At 59.3% G+C, this 21324-nt stretch carries 19 protein-coding genes; 7 read left to right on the forward strand and 12 right to left on the reverse strand.

The window, feature by feature from the left end:
• The 8 genes from recJ to LDN04_RS14845 all read right to left on the reverse strand — a co-directional run bounded on the left by recJ (nt 1) and on the right by LDN04_RS14845 (nt 8833).
• Entirely contained in the window at nt 1–1722 is a 1722-nt protein-coding gene (gene recJ / locus LDN04_RS14810) for a single-stranded-DNA-specific exonuclease RecJ (RefSeq protein WP_223912272.1), read from the reverse strand.
• A 61-nt stretch (nt 1723–1783) separates the two neighbouring features.
• The gene (locus LDN04_RS14815; protein WP_223912274.1) at nt 1784–2347 is read right to left on the reverse strand and encodes a tetratricopeptide repeat protein; all 564 of its coding nucleotides are present in this window, start codon (nt 2345–2347) and stop codon (nt 1784–1786) included.
• 12 nt (nt 2348–2359) lie between these two features.
• Complete coding sequence (secF, locus tag LDN04_RS14820) at nt 2360–3268, reverse strand: protein translocase subunit SecF (RefSeq protein WP_223912277.1); 909 nt, start codon at nt 3266–3268, stop codon at nt 2360–2362.
• Between the two features lie 9 nt (nt 3269–3277).
• Nucleotides 3278–4879, reverse strand: a complete 1602-nt coding sequence (gene secD / locus LDN04_RS14825; protein ID WP_223912279.1) for a protein translocase subunit SecD — start codon at nt 4877–4879, stop codon at nt 3278–3280.
• 123 nt (nt 4880–5002) lie between these two features.
• A complete protein-coding gene (gene yajC / locus LDN04_RS14830) occupies nt 5003–5326 on the reverse strand; it encodes a preprotein translocase subunit YajC (RefSeq protein WP_223912282.1) in 324 nt (107 codons plus the stop codon).
• A gap of 86 nt (nt 5327–5412) precedes the next feature.
• The gene (gene tgt, locus LDN04_RS14835; RefSeq protein ID WP_223912286.1) at nt 5413–6528 is read right to left on the reverse strand and encodes a tRNA guanosine(34) transglycosylase Tgt; all 1116 of its coding nucleotides are present in this window, start codon (nt 6526–6528) and stop codon (nt 5413–5415) included.
• 158 nt (nt 6529–6686) lie between these two features.
• Nucleotides 6687–7718, reverse strand: a complete 1032-nt coding sequence (gene queA, locus LDN04_RS14840) for a tRNA preQ1(34) S-adenosylmethionine ribosyltransferase-isomerase QueA (RefSeq protein WP_223912289.1) — start codon at nt 7716–7718, stop codon at nt 6687–6689.
• Between the two features lie 2 nt (nt 7719–7720).
• Complete coding sequence (locus tag LDN04_RS14845; protein ID WP_374045155.1) at nt 7721–8833, reverse strand: SpoIID/LytB domain-containing protein; 1113 nt, start codon at nt 8831–8833, stop codon at nt 7721–7723.
• 419 nt (nt 8834–9252) lie between these two features.
• Between LDN04_RS14845 and LDN04_RS14850 the strand changes: the two genes are divergently transcribed.
• The 7 genes from LDN04_RS14850 (at nt 9253) to LDN04_RS14880 (ending at nt 16679) form a co-directional block, all read left to right on the forward strand.
• Complete coding sequence (locus LDN04_RS14850) at nt 9253–11361, forward strand: HD domain-containing phosphohydrolase (RefSeq protein ID WP_223912292.1); 2109 nt, start codon at nt 9253–9255, stop codon at nt 11359–11361.
• Nucleotides 11362–11495: 134 nt separating this feature from the next.
• Nucleotides 11496–12458 (forward strand): ABC transporter ATP-binding protein, encoded by a 963-nt coding sequence (locus tag LDN04_RS14855; protein WP_223912294.1) that lies wholly within the window; start codon nt 11496–11498, stop codon nt 12456–12458.
• The gene (locus LDN04_RS14860; protein ID WP_223912297.1) at nt 12455–13435 is read left to right on the forward strand and encodes an ABC transporter ATP-binding protein; all 981 of its coding nucleotides are present in this window, start codon (nt 12455–12457) and stop codon (nt 13433–13435) included. Before LDN04_RS14855 ends, LDN04_RS14860 begins: the two co-directional genes overlap by 4 nt.
• Before the next feature lie 73 nt (nt 13436–13508).
• On the forward strand, nt 13509–13784 hold the full coding sequence (locus LDN04_RS14865; protein WP_223912300.1) for a helix-turn-helix transcriptional regulator: 276 nt from the start codon (nt 13509–13511) through the stop codon (nt 13782–13784).
• A gap of 92 nt (nt 13785–13876) precedes the next feature.
• Complete coding sequence (locus tag LDN04_RS14870; RefSeq protein ID WP_223912303.1) at nt 13877–15052, forward strand: class I SAM-dependent rRNA methyltransferase; 1176 nt, start codon at nt 13877–13879, stop codon at nt 15050–15052.
• An 81-nt stretch (nt 15053–15133) separates the two neighbouring features.
• On the forward strand, nt 15134–16279 hold the full coding sequence (locus LDN04_RS14875; protein ID WP_223912306.1) for a potassium channel family protein: 1146 nt from the start codon (nt 15134–15136) through the stop codon (nt 16277–16279).
• Between the two features lie 115 nt (nt 16280–16394).
• A complete protein-coding gene (locus LDN04_RS14880; protein ID WP_223912309.1) occupies nt 16395–16679 on the forward strand; it encodes a GIY-YIG nuclease family protein in 285 nt (94 codons plus the stop codon).
• Here the strand turns inward: LDN04_RS14880 and bioC are convergent.
• The 4 genes from bioC to LDN04_RS14900 all read right to left on the reverse strand — a co-directional run bounded on the left by bioC (nt 16655) and on the right by LDN04_RS14900 (nt 21283).
• Nucleotides 16655–17467 carry a malonyl-ACP O-methyltransferase BioC gene (gene bioC / locus LDN04_RS14885; protein ID WP_223912311.1) on the reverse strand — a complete coding sequence of 271 codons (813 nt, stop codon included), beginning with the start codon at nt 17465–17467 and terminating at the stop codon, nt 16655–16657. The genes LDN04_RS14880 and bioC overlap by 25 nt on opposite strands.
• Nucleotides 17454–18275, reverse strand: a complete 822-nt coding sequence (locus tag LDN04_RS14890; protein ID WP_223912314.1) for an alpha/beta fold hydrolase — start codon at nt 18273–18275, stop codon at nt 17454–17456. Before LDN04_RS14890 ends, bioC begins: the two co-directional genes overlap by 14 nt.
• Nucleotides 18276–18293: 18 nt before the next feature.
• Nucleotides 18294–19466 (reverse strand): 8-amino-7-oxononanoate synthase, encoded by a 1173-nt coding sequence (bioF, locus tag LDN04_RS14895; RefSeq protein ID WP_223912317.1) that lies wholly within the window; start codon nt 19464–19466, stop codon nt 18294–18296.
• Nucleotides 19467–19678: 212 nt separating this feature from the next.
• Entirely contained in the window at nt 19679–21283 is a 1605-nt protein-coding gene (locus tag LDN04_RS14900; protein ID WP_223912319.1) for a PilT/PilU family type 4a pilus ATPase, read from the reverse strand.
• Nucleotides 21284–21324 lie beyond the last annotated feature (41 nt).

Below are 21324 nucleotides of genomic sequence, written 5' to 3' on the forward strand. Positions count from 1 at the left end.
CTAACCCTCCGCCATCTTGAAATCCTTCAGACGCAACTGAAGGCTTTTCTTTCCCTTCCAGACGTTGACCCCGAAGGAGAAGGCAACGTCGCACCGTTCGCCAGGGTCGTCCCTCCCCGCCATGTTGAAACCTATGGCATTGAATATCCTGCCTCCCGCCGAAAGACGCATCTTGAGATGGCGCTCCTTGAGGAGCCGCCGCTCCGTCACCGCCATTCCCCGGAGCACGAAGACCGGTTCCGGATTCCCCATGCCGAAGGGGGCAAGGCTCTCCAGCTGTTCCGCCATCTGGAGGGTCAGGTCGTCCGGTGCGATTTCAGCGTCGATAGCCAGCTCGGGAAGAAGATCTTCAGTGGCAAGGAGCCCGTCCGCCACCGCCTCGAAATCTGCCACGAATTTTTCCAGGGTCGCCTCGTCGATGGAGAGGCCGGCGGCATACTTGTGCCCACCGAACTTGACGAGAAGATCGGCACAGGCACAGAGTGCGTCATGGAGATGGAAGCCCGGAATACTGCGTCCCGACCCACGACCATTGCCATCCTGCAGCGCAATGAGAATGGTGGGGCGGTGGAACAGGTCCACCAGACGGGAGGCGACGATGCCGATTACTCCGGGATGCCAGGCATCGGATGCCAGTACGATGCTCTTTCTTCCGCTCCCTCCCGGCTCTCCCTTCACCATTGTCAGGGCGTCACGCAGTATCTGCTGTTCCAGCGCCTGCCGTTCGGTGTTGCTGTCGTCCAGGGATTCAGCCATCACCCTTGATCGCTGCCTGTCGCCGCTGAGAAGGAGATCGACACCGAGGGCAGCGTCCTCCAGGCGGCCGGCGGCGTTGAGGCGAGGGGCAAGACGAAAACCGACCGCACCGCAGGTTACCGCATCGTCAACGCCCGCAACGGTCTTCAGGGCCTGGATGCCGGGTCGCGTCGAAGCGGACAGCTCCCGCAGTCCGTAGGAGACGAATATGCGGTTCTCGTCGATCAGCGGCACGATATCGGCGATGGTACCGAGGGCGACCAGGTCCAGATATTCGCGCAGGTTCGGCTCGGGCCGGCTGGCAAAATGGCCGGTATCGCGCAGCCTGCTGCGGAGAGCGATGAGGAGATTGAAAGCCACGCCGACCCCGGCAAGAAATTTGAACGGAAAAGGGCACTCCGGCTGGTGGGGATTGATGACGGCATAGGCCGGCGGGATCACTTCTCCCGGGGTGTGGTGGTCGGTAATGATGAGATCGACCCCCAGTTGCCGGCATAATTCGGCCTCGGCCACTGCCGTGATGCCGCAGTCGACGCTGACGATGACCCGCGCCCCCTGCTCAGCCACCCCGGCGATCCCCTCGGCGGAGAGGCCGTATCCCTCCTCCAGGCGCAGGGGGATATGGTAGAAGACCGCTGCCCCGAGAGCCCGGAAGAAACTGACGAGCAGCGCGACCGACGTTATCCCGTCCACGTCGTAATCGCCGTAGATGCAGATCGGCTCACCCGTCGCCACCGCCGCGGCCAGCCTGACAACGGCCTGCTCCATGCCGCGCAGAAGGAACGGGTCGTGGATGTCTGCCAGGGTCCCTCCCATGAAACGGCGGGCAACACCCGGCTCGACAACGCCGCGGTTGACCAGAAGGCGGGCAACAAGGGGGTGAATGGCACACTCGCGGACCAGCAGATCGGCACGGGACTGTTCTGCTTCCCTTATTTTCCAACGGCGCGTGGTAACCGGTTCCACAGCTGTTAATCCCCTTCCCCGAAAACAAAAAACCCCGCCTTGCGGCGGGGTCATGAGTTTCCTACCTCCCCGAAGAAGGGGACTTGAACTGTTCCATCATCCCCTTGATCTGCTGGGCAGTCGGGCTGGTCGAGTCCATCTTCAGGTAACGTTCCCAAATTTCCGTTGCCTTTGCAGGCTGCTTCAGGTCCTGGGCGTAAACCACCCCCAGGTTGTAGAGACTCTGCAGGTGTTTCGGGTCAAGCTTCTGCGCCTTCTCGAAATTGGCAATCGCCTTGTCGAACCACCCCATCTTCCGGAACATGACCCCCTGGTCGGTAAGGACGTTGGTATTGTTCGGGTCGAGCTCCAGTGCCTTTCCGTAGGCATTGATCGACTTCTGGGTCTGGCCGGTGTCGAAATAGTCGTTTCCGAGCTGGACCCACGCCTGAATGTTGCCCGGCTCCCGCGCCACGATCTTCTCTACTTCGGCGATCCGCTGCTGGTAGTCGGCAGGCGCTCCTCCACCCATGGGAACTCCACCACCGACCGGCGCCGAATCTTTCTTGCCGCCGAAGAAGAGTATCCCCAGCAACAGTCCGGCTACCAGAGCAATTACAGCAACAAGAATCTGCTCTTTTTTCACAAAGGCCCCCTTCTAGGCTTTGCCCTGGCCGGCCCGTTCTTCCCACAGGGCGACGATAGGACTGGCGACAAAGATGGATGAATAGGTACCGACCACAACTCCTATGACGAGGGCGAAGGCAAAGTCGTGGATGACATCGCCGCCGAACAGGAACAGCGACATGGCGGCAATAAACGTAGTGAGCGACGTGATGATGGTCCGGGAAAGGACCTCGTTGATACTCTTGTTGAAGATGGTCGGCATCGACTCCTTCAGGTTCTTGTGGAGGTTTTCCCGTATCCGGTCGAAGACCACCACGGTGTCGGTGAGTGAATACCCGGCGATGGTCAGCACCGCGGTGATGAACAGGAGGTTGACCTCCCGGTTCAGGATGAGAAACACCGCGAACATGGCCAGTACATCGTGGAGCGTGGCCAGAGTCGCACCGATACCGAATCTGAAGTCAAACCGCCAGGCGATGTAGAGGATGATGCCGAGAAGGGATATGGCCACGGCAACAAGAGTGTCCTTGCGAAGCTTGTCACCGATGGAGGGACCGATCTCCGTGGAACTCTCCACCGTGAAGCTGTTTCCCGGGATTTCCTTCGTGAAGACGTCGACGATGGTATCGGCCGCCTTGCCGGTCGCCAGGGTGGTCTTGCCGACCTTGACAAGCAGTTTGTTCCCCTCTTTGATCTCCTGCAGGTTTGCCTCTGCCAGGTTGTGCTTTGCGAGGGCCGCCCGCGCCTGTTCGATGCCGACCGGCTGGCTGAACTTGAGCTGGACCGACGTACCACCGGAGAAATCGATCCCCATGTTGGCCGCACCGCGACCGATCTGGATGATGCCGATGATACCGATGATTGAAATGATGCCGGAGATGATGAAGGATATCTTCTTCATCCCCATGAAATCTATTTTGGTTTTACCGATGAGTTCCATGAATGCCCCCTATATGCTCAGCTTCTTCACGTGCATGCGGCTGAGGAAGAAGTCAAACACCACCCTGGTAGCCAGCAGCGATGTGAAGAGATTGATGATGATACCGAGGCTGAGGGAGACCGCGAATCCCTTGACGGGCCCGGTGCCGAACTGGAACAGGACCGCCGCCGTGATGAGGGTGGTGACGTGGGAGTCCATGATGGTCAGGAACGCCTTGTCATACCCCGCATCGAGACCGGCCGCCGGCGTCTTGCCGAGTCGCAGCTCCTCCCGGATCCGCTCGAAGATGATGACGTTGGAGTCGACGGACATCCCGACAAGAAGGACGATGGCGGCGATGCCGGGAAGGGTGAGGGTCGCACCGAGTGCTGCCAGAGCCCCCATCAGGTAGATGATGTTGAGGACCATCCCCAGGTCGGCAATAAGACCGGCCAGCTTGTAATAAAAGGCCATGAAGCAGATCACCAGGACGACACCGACAAGGCCGGCGATGAGCCCCTTGTGGATGGAGTCCTGCCCCAGGGACGGGCCAACCGTCACGTTCTGGATGATCTTCACCGGCGCCGGGAGCGACCCGGCCCGCAGGACGATGGCGAGGTCCGCCGCTTCCTTTTCGGAGAAGGAACCGGATATCTGGGCACTGCCTCCGGAAATCCGCTCCCGTATGACCGGCGCGGAATAGATGCTGTTGTCCAGGACAATGGCGAAACGTTTGCCCACATTAGCGGCGGTGACCTGGTCAAACAGGCGGGCGCCGGTTGAATTGAACTCGATCGCCACATAGGGCTGGTTGAACTGGGAATCGATCCGCACCTGGGCATCGGTCAGGAGGTCGCCGGTGATCATCGACTTCCGCTTCACTACCAGAGGGATTTCAGTGACGGCCCCGGTGGTCGGATCGGTCTTCTTCTCGACGAGGAGTTCGTCATCCTCGGGAATGGTTCCCGGCGTGGCGGTGGCCGCATTGATATTCTCGTCCACCAGCTTGAACTCCAGACGGGCAGTTCGACCGATCAGCTCGATGGCCCGCTTCGGATCCTTGATGCCGGGGAGCTGGACTACGATATGGTTGATCCCCTCCTGCTGGATAACCGGCTCCGACACGCCGAACTGGTCAATCCGGTTGCGGATGGTCTCCAGAGCCTGCTGTACCGACTTGTCCCGGCGGTCCTGGGCGACCTTTTCCCCCATCCGGAGCGACATATTGACAAAGCCACCCTCATCGTAGGTCGGGAGCTGTTCCATTTCCGGATACTTCTTCTTCACCAGCTTCTGGGCATTTTCGGCCGTCGCCTTGTCATAGAGGACGAGCTGCACCTTGTCCGATCCGACCCGGCCAATATGTTTGAAGCGGAGATTCTGGGCGGTGAGGGAATCTTCCAGATCGGTGGCGATGATGTCGAGGGTCCCTTCAACCGCCTTCTGGGTTTCCACCTCCATCACCAGGTGGGTGCCCCCCTGCAGGTCAAGCCCCAGATGGATCTTGTCCTTGGGGAGATACCCCTGCCACCAGGCGGGAAGCTTGCTGACCAGAGTCGGGGTCAGGTAGAGAAACGACAAGAGCAGAAAAACCAGAATCAAGCTGACGCGCCAAGTTAAGCCCTTGGACATTGAGGATGCTCCTTTCGGCATGGCATATCCGGCACATTGCCGGGCCGCCTGGTATTGCGGATTGCGCTACGTGTAGAATCAATAATTGTGAACGCCCGAACAGGCAGCCACAAAGTTTTGCCCCTACGCTCCCTGCTTCGTTACGCTGGCGATGTGCCCTTTGTTGACCTTGATGTTGACGCCGGTGGCCACTTCCAGGGTAACCACCGTTTCATCGATGGCCGTGACCTTGCCGTGAACGCCACCGGCCGTCACCACTGCATCTCCCTTTTTCAGGGCTTCGAGCAGTGCCCGGTGCTCCTTCGCCTTTTTCTGCTGGGGACGGATGAGCAGGAAGTAGAAAATACCGAACATGAAAACGAGCGGCACCAGGTTCATGATCGCCGACTGCCCGCCGCCAGCCGCTCCGCCCGGTGGTGTACCCATAGCAAATGCCAGACCAAACATAGTTGAAACCTCCATAAATAACATTTAGTTTTTGTAGGGACGATCCTTGTGATCGCCCAAAGCAAGGGCGAATACAAGATTCGCCTCTACATTGAACTCCGTTTTGCGTAAAACTCCTTCCTGAATTCCCCGAACCGGCCGGCTCCGATGGCCTTACGCGCCTGGTCCATGAGATCCAGGTAGTAGTGTAGATTGTGCCAGGTATTGAGCCGTGAGGCAAGTATCTCTCCGGACCGGTACAAATGGCGGAGATACGCCCGGCTGTAATTATTGCAGACGTAACAGTCGCATTCCGGGTCGATGGGGGCACGGTCCTCGGCATACGCTGCCCCTTTGATGTTCACCCGGCCGAAGGAAGTGAACAGCATGCCGTTCCGGGCATTGCGGGTCGGCATGACACAGTCGAACATGTCGAAACCGGCGTGAATCCCCTCTATGAGATCCTCAGGCGCTCCGATTCCCATGACGTAGCGCGGCTGGTGAACCGGCAGGATGGGTGCACAGTAACCCATCACCTCGTACATCAGCTCCTTCTCTTCACCAACCGACAGTCCGCCAAGGGCATAGCCGTCAAAACCGATCTCCATGAGTTCCGTGGCACTCCGCACCCGCAATTCGCGGTGCATCCCCCCCTGAACGATACCGAACAGTGCCTGGTCGGGGCGGGCGTGTGCTTCCTTGCAGCGCCGGGCCCAGCGGGTGGTAAGCCCCAGGGATTTTTCCACGTAAGCGTACTCCGACGGATAGGGTGGGCATTCATCGAAGCACATGATGATGTCACCACCAAGCGCCTCCTGGATAGCCATGGCATTCTCGGGTGAGATAAAGTGGTAGGAGCCGTCGAGGTGGGACTGGAAGCGTACCCCGTCCTCGGATATCTTGCGCAGTTCCCCCAGGCTGAATACCTGGAAGCCGCCGCTGTCGGTCAGAATCGGCCCCGACCAGTGCATGAACTCGTGCAGGCCGCCGAGACGCCCGATCAGCTCGTGCCCCGGACGGATATAGAGGTGGTAGGTATTGGCCAGAATGATCTGGGCTCCAACCTGCCGTAGCTCTTCGGGAGTCATCGCCTTGACCGTCGCCTGGGTTCCCACCGGCATGAAGATCGGCGTCTCGATGTTGCCGTGGGGGGTTGTCAAAGAGCCGAGACGGGCCGCTGTCGTTCCGTCCTGCTTGATAACCTTGAAATTTATAGCGGGCAAATTGCTCTCAAATCCATATTTATTTCTTGCATATGTCGCCAGAACGTGGATTTTTCGCAAGGTCAAGGCGATCGAGGGATGACGCGGAGACGTACTGAAGGTACGTCGCACAAGAAATCACGAAGATCAACGCAGAGATTGCGGAAAAGCCGCGTTCCTCAGTATATCATCATTGCGTCGCCGTAGCTGAAGAACCTGAACTCACGCCGCACCGCCTCCTCATATGCCTTCAGCAGCAGGTCCCTGCCGGCAAACGCGCTGACCAGCATGAGCAGGGTCGACTTCGGCAGATGGAAGTTGGTGATCAGGGCATCGACAACCTTGAAGGTGTAGCCTGGACGGATAAAGATGTCCGCTTCCCCTGTTCCGGCAACGACCGTCCCGTCTTCGGCAGCCGCCTGCTCCAGCGCCCGGGTGGCCGTGGTACCAAGAGCCACCACCCGCCCCCCGTCCCGCTTCCGTCGGGCGATGGCCGCCGCCGTCCCGGTCGGGATGATGTATTCTTCCCGATGCATCCGGTGCTCATCCAGGTTTTCCACCCGAATCGGCATGAAGGTACCGAGCCCCACGTGCAGGGTTATGGGCGCTATTTCGACCCCGCCTGCCTTCAGGGTGGCCAGCAACTCAGCGGTCATGTGCAGGCCGGCAGTAGGGGCAGCCACAGCACCCTTAGCCCGTGCGAATACAGTCTGATAACGTTCCCGGTCATGCTCTTCCGCGGCCCGCCGAATGTAGGGTGGAAGCGGCATACTCCCGTGTCGTTCCAGCCAGGCGGCAAAATCCTCGGCAGGTGCGAAGGCGACCTGCCAGCAGTCACTCTCGGTTCGACTCTCGACTCTGGCGGTCATCCCGTCTGCCAGGAGAAGAACAGTTCCCGGTTTCGGTAACTTTGAAGCCCGGATCAGACAGTGCCAGCTCTCACCAAGCACTGGCAGACGCCGCACCAAAAAGACTTCCACCCGGCCACCGCTCTCTTTCCGGCCGAGAAGTCTGGCCGGTATCACCCGCGTGTCGTTCACCACGAGCAGGTCGCCGGGGCGGAACAGCCTGGCGACTTCGGAAAAGACCGTTTCGCCGATCTGTCCCGTGGTCCGATCCAGGGTCATCAACCGGGCCGCGTCCCGCCTGGCTGCGGGCGCCTGGGCGATCAGCTCGGGAGGGAGGTGATAGTCGAACTCTTCCAGCACCATGATCAGTCGCCGGAGATCTTTGCCAGCTGTGTGCCGGGATAGTAATAACTCAGTATTTCCCGGTAGTCAAACCCGTCACTCGCCCGCTGCTTGGCCCCCCATTGGCAGAGCCCCACCCCGTGGCCGTAACCGGCACCGCTGAACACGGCATTTTCACCGGAAATCCGCACCTCGAAGTTGGTGCTCTTGATAATCGTGGAACCAACGGCCATCCGGAATTTGGTAGCCGGCATGGTCTGACGGCCAGCCGCCGTGACGAGCACCAGATCGACCAGACGGCCACTGGCATTACGCCGGCCAAGCCGGATATCCCTGAGACCGGCCACCTGGTAGCCACTATTCTTGAGTTGCGATTCGATCCGCCTGAGCGGCAGGTTCTGTTCCCATTTGAGCGACGGAGACAACTGGCAGTATGCACAGTCCACCCCCCGCAGGTAGGGCAGCGGAAACCCCCAGACGTTCTCCGAAGCTTCCGTATGGCCACCGCAGTTGGAATGGTAGAAGGCCTGGATAACGTTACCGTCATATGTCAAAACTTCGCCGGCGGTTTCCTGCACCCCGCGGGCAGCTCGGCTGTCTTCGATGTCGCATCCTTCGTACACCTGGTCGAGCACACTCGACTCCAGATGATAGGGGGCGTTTTTCCGAGCCTGACGCTGGTATACCGCGTAGGAACGGGCGATCACCGCTTGGGCCTTGATCGCCTCCATCGGCCACTGCGATGAAATCTCGCAGTTGATGAGGCCGATCAGGTAGTCATCGAGGGGAAGCTCGTTGACGACCAGAAGCCCCTTGTCGGCGGGGGTAATTTCAACGGTCCCCCGGTACCCCTTGCCGTTGATGAGCAGAAAGGCAGGCGCCGAAGCAACCAACTTGCGGACTGTTCTACCGTTAACCGCCAGCCCGTCCCTGACCTTTTTGATCTGCACCGGCAGATTGAGCCGGAGAGGCTCGCCATCATCGGCGATGGCGAGAACACCGGTACCATCGAGTCGAACCGTCTCACTCCCCTTCTGCAACGCCACCCGGATAGTGTCGGTCTGGAGCGGCTCTCCCCCCCCGACCCCAACAGAAATAAAACAGAGACAAAAGAGTATGGAAAAAAGTAGTTTCAAGTAGTACAATCCTTATACAAAACTGGTCGATAAAATCACAATTCAGGTTGTAAAGTCAACGATTTTATCGCGTTTTCCTGCTGTGTAATATACCCCGTGGCAATGAGGAGTTGGCAAGCCAATTGCAACTATAGTCGGTGTTAAATGCACATGATGGAACGTAGAGAAGCCGTTAGTGGCAAGGTCTTTCTTGTTCTCGGCCAAATGGCGTAAAACGACTCATCACTCCAAGACCGGGATACATAGCTTCCAGCCGGGCTTTACCGCCGGCAGCACACTCCACAGATAACGTGCGGCTCATTAGACAGATAGTATTAGCCACACATAAGTAAACACTTTTAATCGCTATATAACTTGATATCCCCGGCTATATGGAGTAGTAAACAGACTATCGGACATCTCTCCCAAGAGCAGGTGACATGAAATCACTGAAAGTCAAAATCCTCGGCCTCATCACGATAATCGTCGTTACGATTCTCGTCATTGCCGCCCTCCTGAACTTCCGGCAGAATAAGGAATTAATCAGAAACCTCGCCGATCACAATACCACCGTCATCATCGAAACCGTCAAAAGCAGCGTCATTAACGCCATGAGGTCCGGCCACTCTGACGAAGTGCGGGAACTCTTCAAGAAGATCCGTTCCTCCAATTTCATATCCGACCTCCGTATCGTTTCCGAGTCGGGGGTCATCATCAACTCCGCCGACGAGGCCGAGATCGGACAGATGCTCCCCGCTTCGGACCTGAAACTGGTCCGCAAAGGGGCCTTTCCCCTCAAGGAGTATAATCCCGAAAAACAGGTGTACGACTCCTACACCCGCATCATGAATACGCCCGAATGCTACGGTTGCCACCCCTCTACGCAGAGTGTCCTGGGCATAATGGAGATAGAACTCTCCCTTGCCAACCTCGATGCCCTTGTCGCCAAGGAACGGAAAACCGTTACCACGTCAACCTTCATCATCATCTGTCTCATCATAATAACCATCTCCCTGTTCCTCATCCATTACGTCGATCGCCCGATTCAACAGTTGATCGCTTCCATGCAGAAGGTCGAAGGAGGAGATTTCGACTGTTCAACCAACATTTCAAGCAGCAAAGAAATGAGCCTGCTGTCGGACAAGTTCAACCGGATGGTGGAGCGTTTGAAAGGAATGGTCGAATCGGCCATCAGCCATGAACGTGAACTGGCTCGGGCACAGGAAAAACTCGCCCACCACCGGGAAATCCACACGATGAATCATCGTCTGGAAGATCAGCTGAAAGAGATCGAAAACCTCAACGTCTCGCTGGAAGAACGGATAGAAGAAATCGAGGAGGCGAACTACAAGATCGCCGACCTGGCAGGCGAACTGGAAGACAAGAACACCAATCTGGAAAAGGCCGTCTCTAAGCTCTCCACCCTCTACAAAGTCGGTCTGGCCATCAATTCCACCATGGAATCGAAACCGCTCTTCGACCTGGTGGTAAGGACCACCATGGACACACTGGAGGCCCAGATCGGCTACATCATGCTCCACGACCGCCAGCGAAACGTACTCAAGGTCACTACGCTCCTCGGCCACGACAGCTTTGCACCGGAAAAGGGGGAGCTGGAAATGAAACCCTCCAGCGTCTCCGCCTGGGTCATCAACAACGGTAAACCCCGGCTGATTACCGATATTCAAGAAACCCCGGAATTCGACCGGATGAGCGCCATGGGGTACGAGCGGAAAACCCTCATCTGCGCCCCCCTGAAGACCAAAGACGAAACTATCGGGACTATCACTGTCGTCAACAAGATCGACAATTCGGTCTACAACAACGAAGACCTGGAACTCCTCACCACCATCGCCGCCCAGGCAAGCATTGCCATCAAGAACGTCCAGCTCTACGAAGAGCAGCAGAAGACCTACATGAACACCATCCATGCCCTGGTTTCCGCCATCGAAGCCAGTGACAGTTACACCCGTGGCCACTCGGAACGGGTTACCCGCTACTGCATGGAACTCGCAAAGAAACTGGACATGCCCCCCGAGCGGCTAAAAATCATCGAACGGGCCGCCGTCCTCCACGACATCGGTAAGATCGGCATCGACCTGAGCCTCCTCCACAAAGAAGGGCGCCTGACACCGGAGGATATCCGGGAACTGCAACAGCACCCGGTCATCGGCATGAAGATACTGGAGCCGATCGAATTCCTGAGCGACGTCCGCCTCTGTATCGGCCAGCACCACGAGCGTTTCGATGGCAAGGGGTATCCCAACAACGTGGCGGCCGATCATCTTCTGCTCGAATCACGCATGCTTGCCATTGCCGACTCTTTTGACGCCATGACCTCCGACCGCCCCTACCGCAAGGCACTCTCCCTGGATGTAGCCATCAAGGAACTGGTGGACAACGCCGGCACCCAGTTCGATCCCGACCTGGTCCAACCGTTCGTCGAAGTTCTCCAGAGCGGGAAGTTCAGCTTCGCCGCCATTTCAGTAAACGATGGCACCCAGGAATACGGGCAGCCACGTGTTCCCATCTGCATCTCTGCTGCCTAGACACACAACCTGTCGTCCCTCCCTTCCCCAAAGGATTTGCCCCTCCCCTCGTTTCGTGGTATAACGTTTTAACCCGAACCCCTGCTCCCACATAACTATCCGCAGGTTCATCACCCACCCGCAGGAGTGAGCGCTTGCCCCCCCTTCTCCACGTCACCGGCCTTGCCACCCATTTCCACCTCGGCACATCGACCCTTAAGGCGGTCGATGGCATCGACTTCTCCCTCGACGAAGGAGAGACCCTTGCCATCGTCGGCGAATCGGGATGCGGAAAAAGCATGACCGCCTACTCCCTCATGCGACTGGTCCCACCACCGGGAAGCATTGTCAGCGGCAGCATCGTTTTCGACGGCACCGACCTGCTTCGTCTGTCTGACAGGGAAATGCGCGGCATGCGCGGCAACAGCATCTCCATGATTTTTCAGGAACCCATGTCCTCCCTCAATCCGGTACTTACCGTGGGGGATCAGATTATGGAAGTACTCCGGTTGCACCGGAATCTTCCTCGACGTGAAGCCCTTGGAGAAACGCTCAGATTGCTCGGACTGGTCGGCATTCCCGCACCGGAGCAGCGCGTTGACGACTATCCTCACCAGCTCTCCGGCGGGATGCGGCAGCGTATCATGATTGCCATGGCCCTTGCCTGTCAGCCCAGGCTCCTCATTGCAGACGAACCGACCACGGCCCTCGACGTTACCATCCAGGCACAGATCCTGGAACTGATCGACCGTCTGCAGGGCGAGACCGGCATGGCACTCCTTCTCATCACCCACGACCTGGGGATTGTTGCCGAGCGTGCCCACCATACCGCCATCATGTACGCAGGAAAAATGGTGGAGAGTGCTCCCACGGCAGAACTGTTCAACAATCCCCACCATCCCTATACCTGCGGTCTTCTTGCATCGTTGCCGCAGAACTCCGTGCCGGGAAAACCGCTCCCCACCATACCCGGCCACGTACCTAACCTGGCCGATGAACAGCCGGGGTGCGGCTTCTGCCCCCGTTGCCCGGACAAAACATGGGAGTGCCAGCAGGCGCCTCCCCCCCTCAAGGAGGTTGGCAGCAACCACCTGGTCCGCTGCTGGAAGTTCCCATGACCGCTCCTCTCCTTGAAACAAGAGCCATCGCCAAATATTTCCCCGTTTCCTCCGGACCTTTTGCCCCGCACCAGTTGCTGAAGGCGGTAGACGGCCTCGATCTGAGCCTTGCCGCGGGAGAGGCGCTCGGACTCGCAGGTGAATCGGGCTGCGGCAAGTCCACCGTCGCCCGGCTTCTCCTCGGTCTGACCTCTCCCACACAGGGAGAAGTGCTGTTCGAAGGGAAAAACCTCGTGGAAATGGGAAACCACGAACGCTCCGCCTTCCGCAGAGCGGCCCAGCTCATTTTCCAGGACCCCTTTTCCTCTCTCAACCCCCGCCAGCGGGTGGGGGACATCATCGGCGAACCACTCGTCATCCATGGCCATGCTGCCGGCCCGGAACTGCGCAATCGTGTGGCACGGCTCATGACAAAGGTAGGCCTTGCGGAAGAGCATTACTTCCGCTATCCCCACGAATTTTCCGGCGGCCAGCGGCAAAGGATCGGCATCGCCCGTGCACTGGCAGTGGAGCCGCGCTTGCTAATCGCCGACGAGCCGGTATCGGCCCTCGACCTCTCCATCCAGGCCCAGATCATCAACCTGCTCCAGGAACTGAAGCGGGAATTCAACCTGGCCTTCCTCTTCATCGCCCACGACCTGTCGGTGGTGCGACATCTCTGTGACCGGGTCGCCATCATGTACCTGGGGCGCATCGTCGAAACCGGTCCCCGTGACGCGGTGTTCGAACGGTTTCTCCACCCTTATACGGAAGCGCTCCTGTCCGCCGTTCCCCATATCCACAGCCAGACCGGCAAAAAACGGATCATCCTGCCGGGTGACCCCCCTTCACCCCTGGCACCCCCTCCCGGCTGCCCGTTTCACACCCGCTGCCCCTATGCCGAAGAAGAGTGCCGGACCCACACCCCCCCCCTGACAGAACGGGAACCGGGGCACCTTTCCGCCTGCCATTTCAGCACAAAGCTTTACCGCTCATAAAAAGCTTCTTATTGACAATCGGTTAGGAAAATAATATATATATGGATATTACTCAACGAAAGGGGATGGCCCGATGGAGTTCGACAAGAGCCGAAACTTTGACAACGAGGCGGAAATCCTGAAAGTCCTTGGCCATCCCGTCCGGCTGAAGATCGTGGCAGGACTCTGCACCAAGGAGTGCAACGTCAAGCACATATGGGAATGCCTTGGTCTCCCCCAGGCCACCGTCTCCCAACACCTGGCACTCCTCAAGAACAAGCGAATCATCGAGGGAAAACGGGATGGTGTCGAGGTCCATTACACTGTGGTCCACCCCTTGGCCAAGAAACTCATCGAACTGCTCAGCTGACCAGTCCCTGCACCAAAAGCACATCATCAATCCCCTCCCGCGAGGGGATTTTTATTTCAGCCGCAAACTATGACGAAAGAGACGGAAACCCCATGCTCAAGATCACACTGGGAAAAGGCGAAGACAGGCGGATACGGAGCGGACATCCATGGGTCTTCAGCAACGAAATCCGTGAACTGCAGGGAGACAGGCAACCGGGCTGCGCTGCGGAGGTTTACGACGTCGGCGGCAGCTTCGTCGGCACCGGCTATTACAATCCCCGCTCGCTCATCGCCGCCCGGCTCCTCAGCCGGGAACGGGTGGATATCGATTCCGCAACGTTCTTCCGGGAACGGCTGGAAAAGGCGCTCGCCTACCGCCGGGAAATCTATCCGTCGATGACCACCTACCGGCTGATCCACGGCGAGGGGGATTTTCTCCCCGGGCTGGTGGTGGACCGGTACGGCGACTGCCTGGCGGTACAGTTATTGACCTGCGGCATGGAAGTGCGTCGCGAGCTCATTGCCACTGCACTGGTGGAACTCGTTGCGCCGAAGGGGATCATTGCCCGCAACGATGTGGCAGTGCGGGGGCTGGAAGGGCTGCCGGAAACCGTGGAACTTCTCCACGGGGAGATACCCGACGTCATCGAGATGGAGGAACACGGACTCCGCTTTCGGGTCAACCTTCGGGAGGGGCAGAAGACCGGCCATTTCCTCGACCAGAAGGAGAATCACCGGTTGCTGGAGTTGCTTGCCCCCGGCAAGGAGGTGCTCGACTGCTTCTCCTACTCGGGAAGTTGGGGAGTGCATGCGGCGGGGTACGGTGCCTCGATGACCACCTGCCTCGACATCTCGGAGCGAGCCATCGGCCTGGCCCGGGAGAACGGGGTATTGAACGGGGTGGCGGACCGGATGGCCTTCGAGGCGGTGGACGTGTTCGACCGGCTCCGGAGCCTCAAAACGGAAGGGCGCAGCTTCGACGTCATCGTCCTCGACCCCCCGGCCTTCGTTAAGAGCAGAAAGACGTTGAAGGAGGCGGAAAAGGGGTATCTCACCATCAACCGCCGGGCCATGGAACTGCTGAAACCGGGAGGACATCTCATTACCTGTTCCTGCTCCTACCACATGGGGAGGGAGCTGTTTCACGACCTGCTGAAGACTGCGGCTTTCCAGGCGCGGCGGGAAATGCGGGTTGTGGAAGTCCGTTCCCAGGCGCCTGATCATCCGGTGCTTCTGGCAGTACCGGAAACCGAGTACCTCAAGTGCTTCGTGCTCCAGGCGGTTTGAGCGCCACAGACCGATTGCAGATGATGTCGGAGCGTGTATAGTAAAGGACATCCCTGCTTCGTATGCAACCTTGAGGTCCCCATGGCAATCCTGTCGGCACTGGTCGGTACTGCCCTCGTCCTGACCGTCTTCTGGGAGGGGTTCGAGACCATCGTTCTCCCCCGGCGCGTCACCCGGCGCTATCGTTTTACCCGGCTTTTCTTCCGGTCCACCTGGCGCCCCTGGTCCGCGCTGGTCCGTCGCTTGGTGCCGGAGAAGCAGCGGGAAACCTATCTCAGCTATTTTGGCCCCATCTCCTTACTGCTTCTTCTCGGCATCTGGGCCGGCGGGCTGATTCTGGGCTTTGCCCTCCTCTACCAGGGGGTCGGCCCCTTGGCCAGCACATCATTGCAAGACAGTTTCATTGCCGACCTCTACCTCAGTGGCACGACCTTCTTCACTCTCGGCATCGGCGACGTGACCCCCCGTACAAACCTGGCGAGGGTTCTCACCGTCGCGGAATCGGGGATGGGGTTCGGATTTCTCGCCCTCATCATCGGGTACCTGCCTGCGCTCAACCAGTCCTTTGCCCAGCGGGAGGTGAGCATCTCAATGCTGGACGCCCGGGCCGGCTCTCCTCCCACGGCCTCCGAAATACTCCGCCGACACAGCCATGAACGGGGCATGGAGGCCCTCCGGGAGTTGCTCCACGATTGGGAACACTGGTCTGCCGAACTCCTGGAAAGTCACCTCTCCTACCCGGTCCTCGCCTACTTCCGCTCCCAACACGACAACCAGTCCTGGCTGACGGCCCTCACCTCCATTCTCGACACCTGTGCATTCCTCATGGTCAGTCTCGAAGCGAATTGCAAACGTCAGGCGGAACTGACCTACGCCATTGCCCGCCACGCGGTAGTAGACCTTTCTCTCGTCTTCCATATGCCGCCCCACGAACCGACCCACAACCGCCTGCCGTCCGAGGAACTGGAGAAATTGCGCACCGAACTGATGGCAGCCGGTCTCACGTTGCGGCTGGGGGAAGAGGCGGACCATGAACTGGCGGAACTGCGCCGACAGTATGAACCGTACGCCAATGCCCTTGCCACCTATCTCCGGATAACCGTTCCCCCTTGGGGCATCAGGGCGGGCCACGCGGACAACTGGCAGGCAAACCCGTGGGAAAAGCGTGGCAGGCCCAAGGCCACGCCACAAATTCCAGCGGGAGAGGAAGACGACGAGCATTTTTAGCAGGATGGGGGAACTGACCGCACCTGTGGCGGCGCACTGTTGAATACATCACCTTAACGCCATGACCCGCCGTGGCCGGGGGAATTCACCGGCCACGGTTTATGCGAGACGCACCATGACCTGGCACATCTACATCATTCTCTGTAGCGACGACACCCTCTATACGGGGATTACCACGGATATTGACCGGCGGCTCAGGGAGCATGCCACGGGGAAGGGAGCGAAATACTTCCGGGGACGCGGACCGAAAGAGCTACTCTACCTGGAAGGGGGGCACGACAGGAGCAGTGCGGGGAAACGGGAAATCGAGATCAAGAAGATGAAACATGCCGACAAACGCCAGCTGGCCGCTTCGGCCAGGAACGAAGCCAGCGATCATCCCTTTCGCCCTACCCCGTAGATCACCTCGTAGGTGGCCGGAATGAAGCCATCCGCAGCATATTCCCGCCGATAGATAGCCATCATCTCAAGCATGACCCGCCGTTCGGCAAGGCCCCGCCCCTTGACCGGCGCAGCATTGCCGGCACCGACCCGCTTGATGGCGCGCAGAAGTGCCGGGACATCGGCATGACGCTCTGTCTCCAGTTCGGAACTGGTGCGCGGAGCGACGAAACCTGCCCGTATCAGGGATTCATAAACCCGCTCCTGCGAGAGAAACGTGTGGGTACGGGATTCTTCCGCGTGGCAGACGGCTTCATGGGCCTGCCGGTAGGAACTGCGCAGCTCATACAGGGTCTTTTCCCCGAAGAGGGCAAAACAGAAGAGCCCCCCCGGCCGGAGCACCCGGCAGGCCTCTGCAAAGGCGGCCGTAGGTTCCTCAAGCCATTGGTACGTAGATGTGGAAACCACCAGGTCGAAAGCCCCATCCCGGAACGGCAACCGTTCCGCATCCCCTGCCAGCAAACCCACCCTGCCAGAGTCATTGAAGCCCCCCCTGGCCGTCCGGCACATGCCAAGGGCCAGATCGAGCCCCACCAGCCGGGCTGTCGGATACAAGCCGTACAGGGCGCGCAGGAGCATGCCGGTACCGGTACCGATATCGAGCACACCTGCCGGTGCCAGCGACTCGCCGTCCAGCATCCCGACAAGCCGTGAGACCACACGCTTCTGCACGTCGGCGTACGCTTCGTACTCGGTCGCGTGCCGATGAAACGAGTTGCGGACTCGCTGGCGATCAATCCCGACCATGGATGTCCTCCATGAAGCCGGACAGAATCCGGTTGAACTCATCGGGACGGGAGAGGAACGGTGCGTGCCCCACTCCTGCCAGTTCCACGAGATGCGCACCGGGTATCTGCTCTGCCATGTAACGGGAAGCCCCCGGCAGACAGATGGTGTCGGCGCCGCCGTGGATGAGCAGGACCGGCCGGTCCACGGCGGGGAGCATCTCCCGCAGATCGGCGGTGGAAAGGATGTCAAGGGTAGCCAGGGCAACGTCTGGCTCCGGAAGTCTGCCAGGAATCACGATCTCCCGGGCGATGAGGTTTTCCTGTTCACGCGTCAGTTCTCCCGCTGCGAACATCTTCCGGAAGAAGCCTCCCATTGTTTTCTGGAAGTCCCGCCTGACTCCCAACCCCATTCCGCGGGGCTCTGACGAGGGAAGACCGAAATCGTAATCATCGGCCAGGGTGAAGCGGGGAGTGCCGCCAACCAGGGCAAGCCCCGCAAGTCGCTCCCGCAGGTAAGGAAACGCGGCAAGCGCCACTTGGGCGCCGAGTGACCAGCCAAGGAGAACCGCATCGTTCAGGGAAAGTTCGATGAAAAGTGCGACAAGATCATCCGTCAGGTCGGTGAGGCCATAGCCGGATGAAGGCGAACTGGAGCAGCCATGGCCGCGCAGATCGACGGTGATGAGCCGACATGTCTCTGCCAGCGGCGCCTGGAACCGCCAGACCACGCCGGACGTGGCCCAGCCGTGGACGAGAACCAGCGGCCGGCCGGTACCGGATTCTTCGTAATGGATGGATACCCCGCCAGGGGTTTCAAGAAACGGCATGAATACAACCTTCACGTCTCATACTATACCCAACTCCTTACCCACCTTGCCGATCGCCGCCACTCCCCGCTCCAGGTCACTTTCCCCGTGGGTCGCCATGAGGGTGCAGCGGAGCCGGCAGCTGCCGGCCGGCACGGTGGGGGGACGAATCCCCTGCACGAAGAACCCTTCCGCCAGGAGCCGCCGTGAAAATTCCATGGTCGGCTTCGCATCCCCCACAAAGATCGGCACGATCTGGGTCATGCTTCCCATGGTATCGAATCCGGCATCCCGGAGAGAGGTACTGAACAGGTCGGTATTGCGGACAAGCTGCCGCCGCAGATCGGCACCGGCAGGGGAATCCACCAGATCGACGGCGGCCAGCGACGCCGCCAGAACCGCCGGTGGGAGGGCTGTGGAAAAAATGAAACTCCGCGCCCGGTTGACGAGGAGATCGACGAGCTCCCGGGAACCGGCGACGTACGCGCCACAACTCCCCAAGCCCTTCCCCAGTGTCCCCATCTGGATATCGACCTCCCCCAGTACTCCGCAGAGTTCGGCGCTCCCCCGGCCGGTTGGACCGAGGACCCCCGTGCCATGGGCGTCGTCCACCATGAGAAGGGCGCCATACTCCCGCTTGAGTGCAACCAGCTCAGCCAGGGGGGCAAGGTCGCCATCCATGCTGAAGACGCCGTCGGTGACAATGAGACGCCGGCCGGCGACGCTTGTCTCGGCAAGCAGCCGGCCCAGGGCCACCATGTCGTTGTGAGGGTAGCGCAGGAATCTTGCCCGGGAAAGGAGTGCACCATCCACGATGCTTGCGTGGTTGAGTCGGTCGGAAAAGATTACGTCCCCTTTGCCGACCAGGGCGGGGATGATGCCGGTGTTGGCCGCATAGCCGGAATTGAAGACAAGCGCAGACTCCGTCCCTTTGAAAGCGGCCAGGCGCGCCTCCAGAGCCTCATGCAACTCCATGGTGCCCGATACCAGCCGCGAGGCGCCGCTGGAGACCCCATACCGTTCCACCGCACGGATTGCCGCTGTCTTGAGCGCCGGATGGTCCGCCAGCCCGAGATAATTGTTGGAACAGAGGAGCAGCACCTCCCTGCCGTCGAGTAGCACCCGACCGGTCTGGGGACCCTCCACTACCCGCATGCTCCGGAACAATCCCTGTTGTCGCAGCGTTTCCAGTTCTTCACGAAAACCGTTCACCAATACGCCCCTTATTATGCCGGCATTCTCCTTTTTGTAGCACAGCTCCACCCAAATCGTCAACCTGTCACGCTACACCGGTTAACAAACGAGGCATCACTAACGGCAATCATGCAGAGGAAAGAGAATTGGCTAGCAGGGGGAAGCGGGGGCAGAGAGGGGAAACGGGGCTTCCCCGAGTGGAAGCCCCGCAGAAAGGAAATGGGGCCGCCTTAGCGCCCCGGCGCGCGCGAGGACACTTCCTGAAAGAAATTCTGGTTTTCGCACAGCTTCATCCCTTCTTCCCGACTGATTTTCCCCTCCCGGCAAAGTTGGCCGAGGGTAAAGTCGAGAGGGAGGAAGTCTTCGGCCCCCTGCTGGAACATGTTCCTGATCTGGTGGGTCTTCCCTTCCCGAATGAAGGAGCGGACCCGATGGCTGTTGACGAGTTTCTCGACGGCGAGCACGATCCCCTTGCCGTCTTTCGTCGGCACCAGCCGCTGGTTGAGGACCAGGAGGAGACTCTCTGCCAGCTGGGCTCTGATAAGCTGCTGCTGGTTGGGTGAAAAAAGGTCGATTATCCGTTCTATAGTCGCGGTGGCGTTAGGCGCATGGAGGGTTGTCATGACCAGGTGGCCGGTCCCGGCAGCCTGGATGGCGATGGCTGCACTGGCGGGATCGCGCATCTCGCCGACCACGATGACATCGGGCGCCTGCCGGAAGACCCTTTTCAACCCTTCATGAAAAGAGTCCGTATCGATCCCTACCTCTCGCTGGTTCACGTTGCTCATCTTGTGCCGGTGATGGTATTCAATCGGTTCCTCGATGGTAACAATGTTGGCCTGCCGATTGGTGTTTATCAGGTCGAGAAGCGCAGCCAACGTAGTTGTCTTGCCGTTACCGGTCGGACCGCTGACAAGGATCAGACCGTGGGGACGCAGGGCGAACTCCCCCAGCCAGGAAGGAAGGCCGAGATCGGCAAGGGTCGGGATGTTTTCCACAATCGTCCGGATGGCAAGGGCGACCGAACTCCGCTGACGGTAAACATTGGCCCGGAAACGGCAGATATCAGGGAAGGTGAAGGCAAAATCGAGTTCACTGGTTCGCTCGAATTCATCACGTTGGCTGGGGGTCATGATTTCCCGTGCATATTCGAGCGTTTGCTGGGGGGTAAGGGCCGGATAGGGGAGTCGGACCAGCTTTCCATGTTTTTTCAGCGTTTGGGGAGCACCGGCGGAGAGAAGGAGATCGGAGCCCTTCTCCTCAACAAGCAGACGGCACAGGTCATGGAGCGACGGGGAACCATCTGTCCTGCTTGCCGTCACAGTGCTTGCCGGCTGCCGCTGCAACTCCTTCCCCTTGAGTGGTGTGCTGCTATCCACCGGGTTTTCCTCCAGGTGGCGAAGAGCCGCCTGCAACTGGGAGTTTGGCACGACAAGGGGCTGGACGCTACGGCCGAAAAAGAATTCCAACTCATTAATGGTCGTCACGTCACCGGGATCTGCCATGGCGAGAAAGACGCTCTTCGGGCCGACCGCAATCGGCAATACCTGGAACTGCTTCATCTTTTCCAGGGGGAGAATGCCGAGGACATGGGGCGATATCTCCAGTTCATACAGGTCCGCCGCGTTGACCTGGTGCCTCTCCTTGAGGGCGGCGACCAGAGAGGGGACGGTAAGAACGCCGAGGTCGAGAAGCAGTGACCCAATCCTCCCCCCCTTCTGTTTCTGCAGGTTCAGCGCCTGATCCAGCTGCTCCTGGCTGACGACGCCGGCCTGACAGAGCAGTTCCCCCAGCTTCAGCTCCGGGTTTGCTGTCTTGGCTGCTTTGAGCTCCATGACTACCTCCTTCTCTCCATGGCAATGTCCATTCTTAACAC

It is taken from the genome of Geobacter sp. AOG1 (assembly GCF_019972315.1).
In the GTDB taxonomy this organism is placed as follows: domain Bacteria; phylum Desulfobacterota; class Desulfuromonadia; order Geobacterales; family Geobacteraceae; genus Geomobilimonas.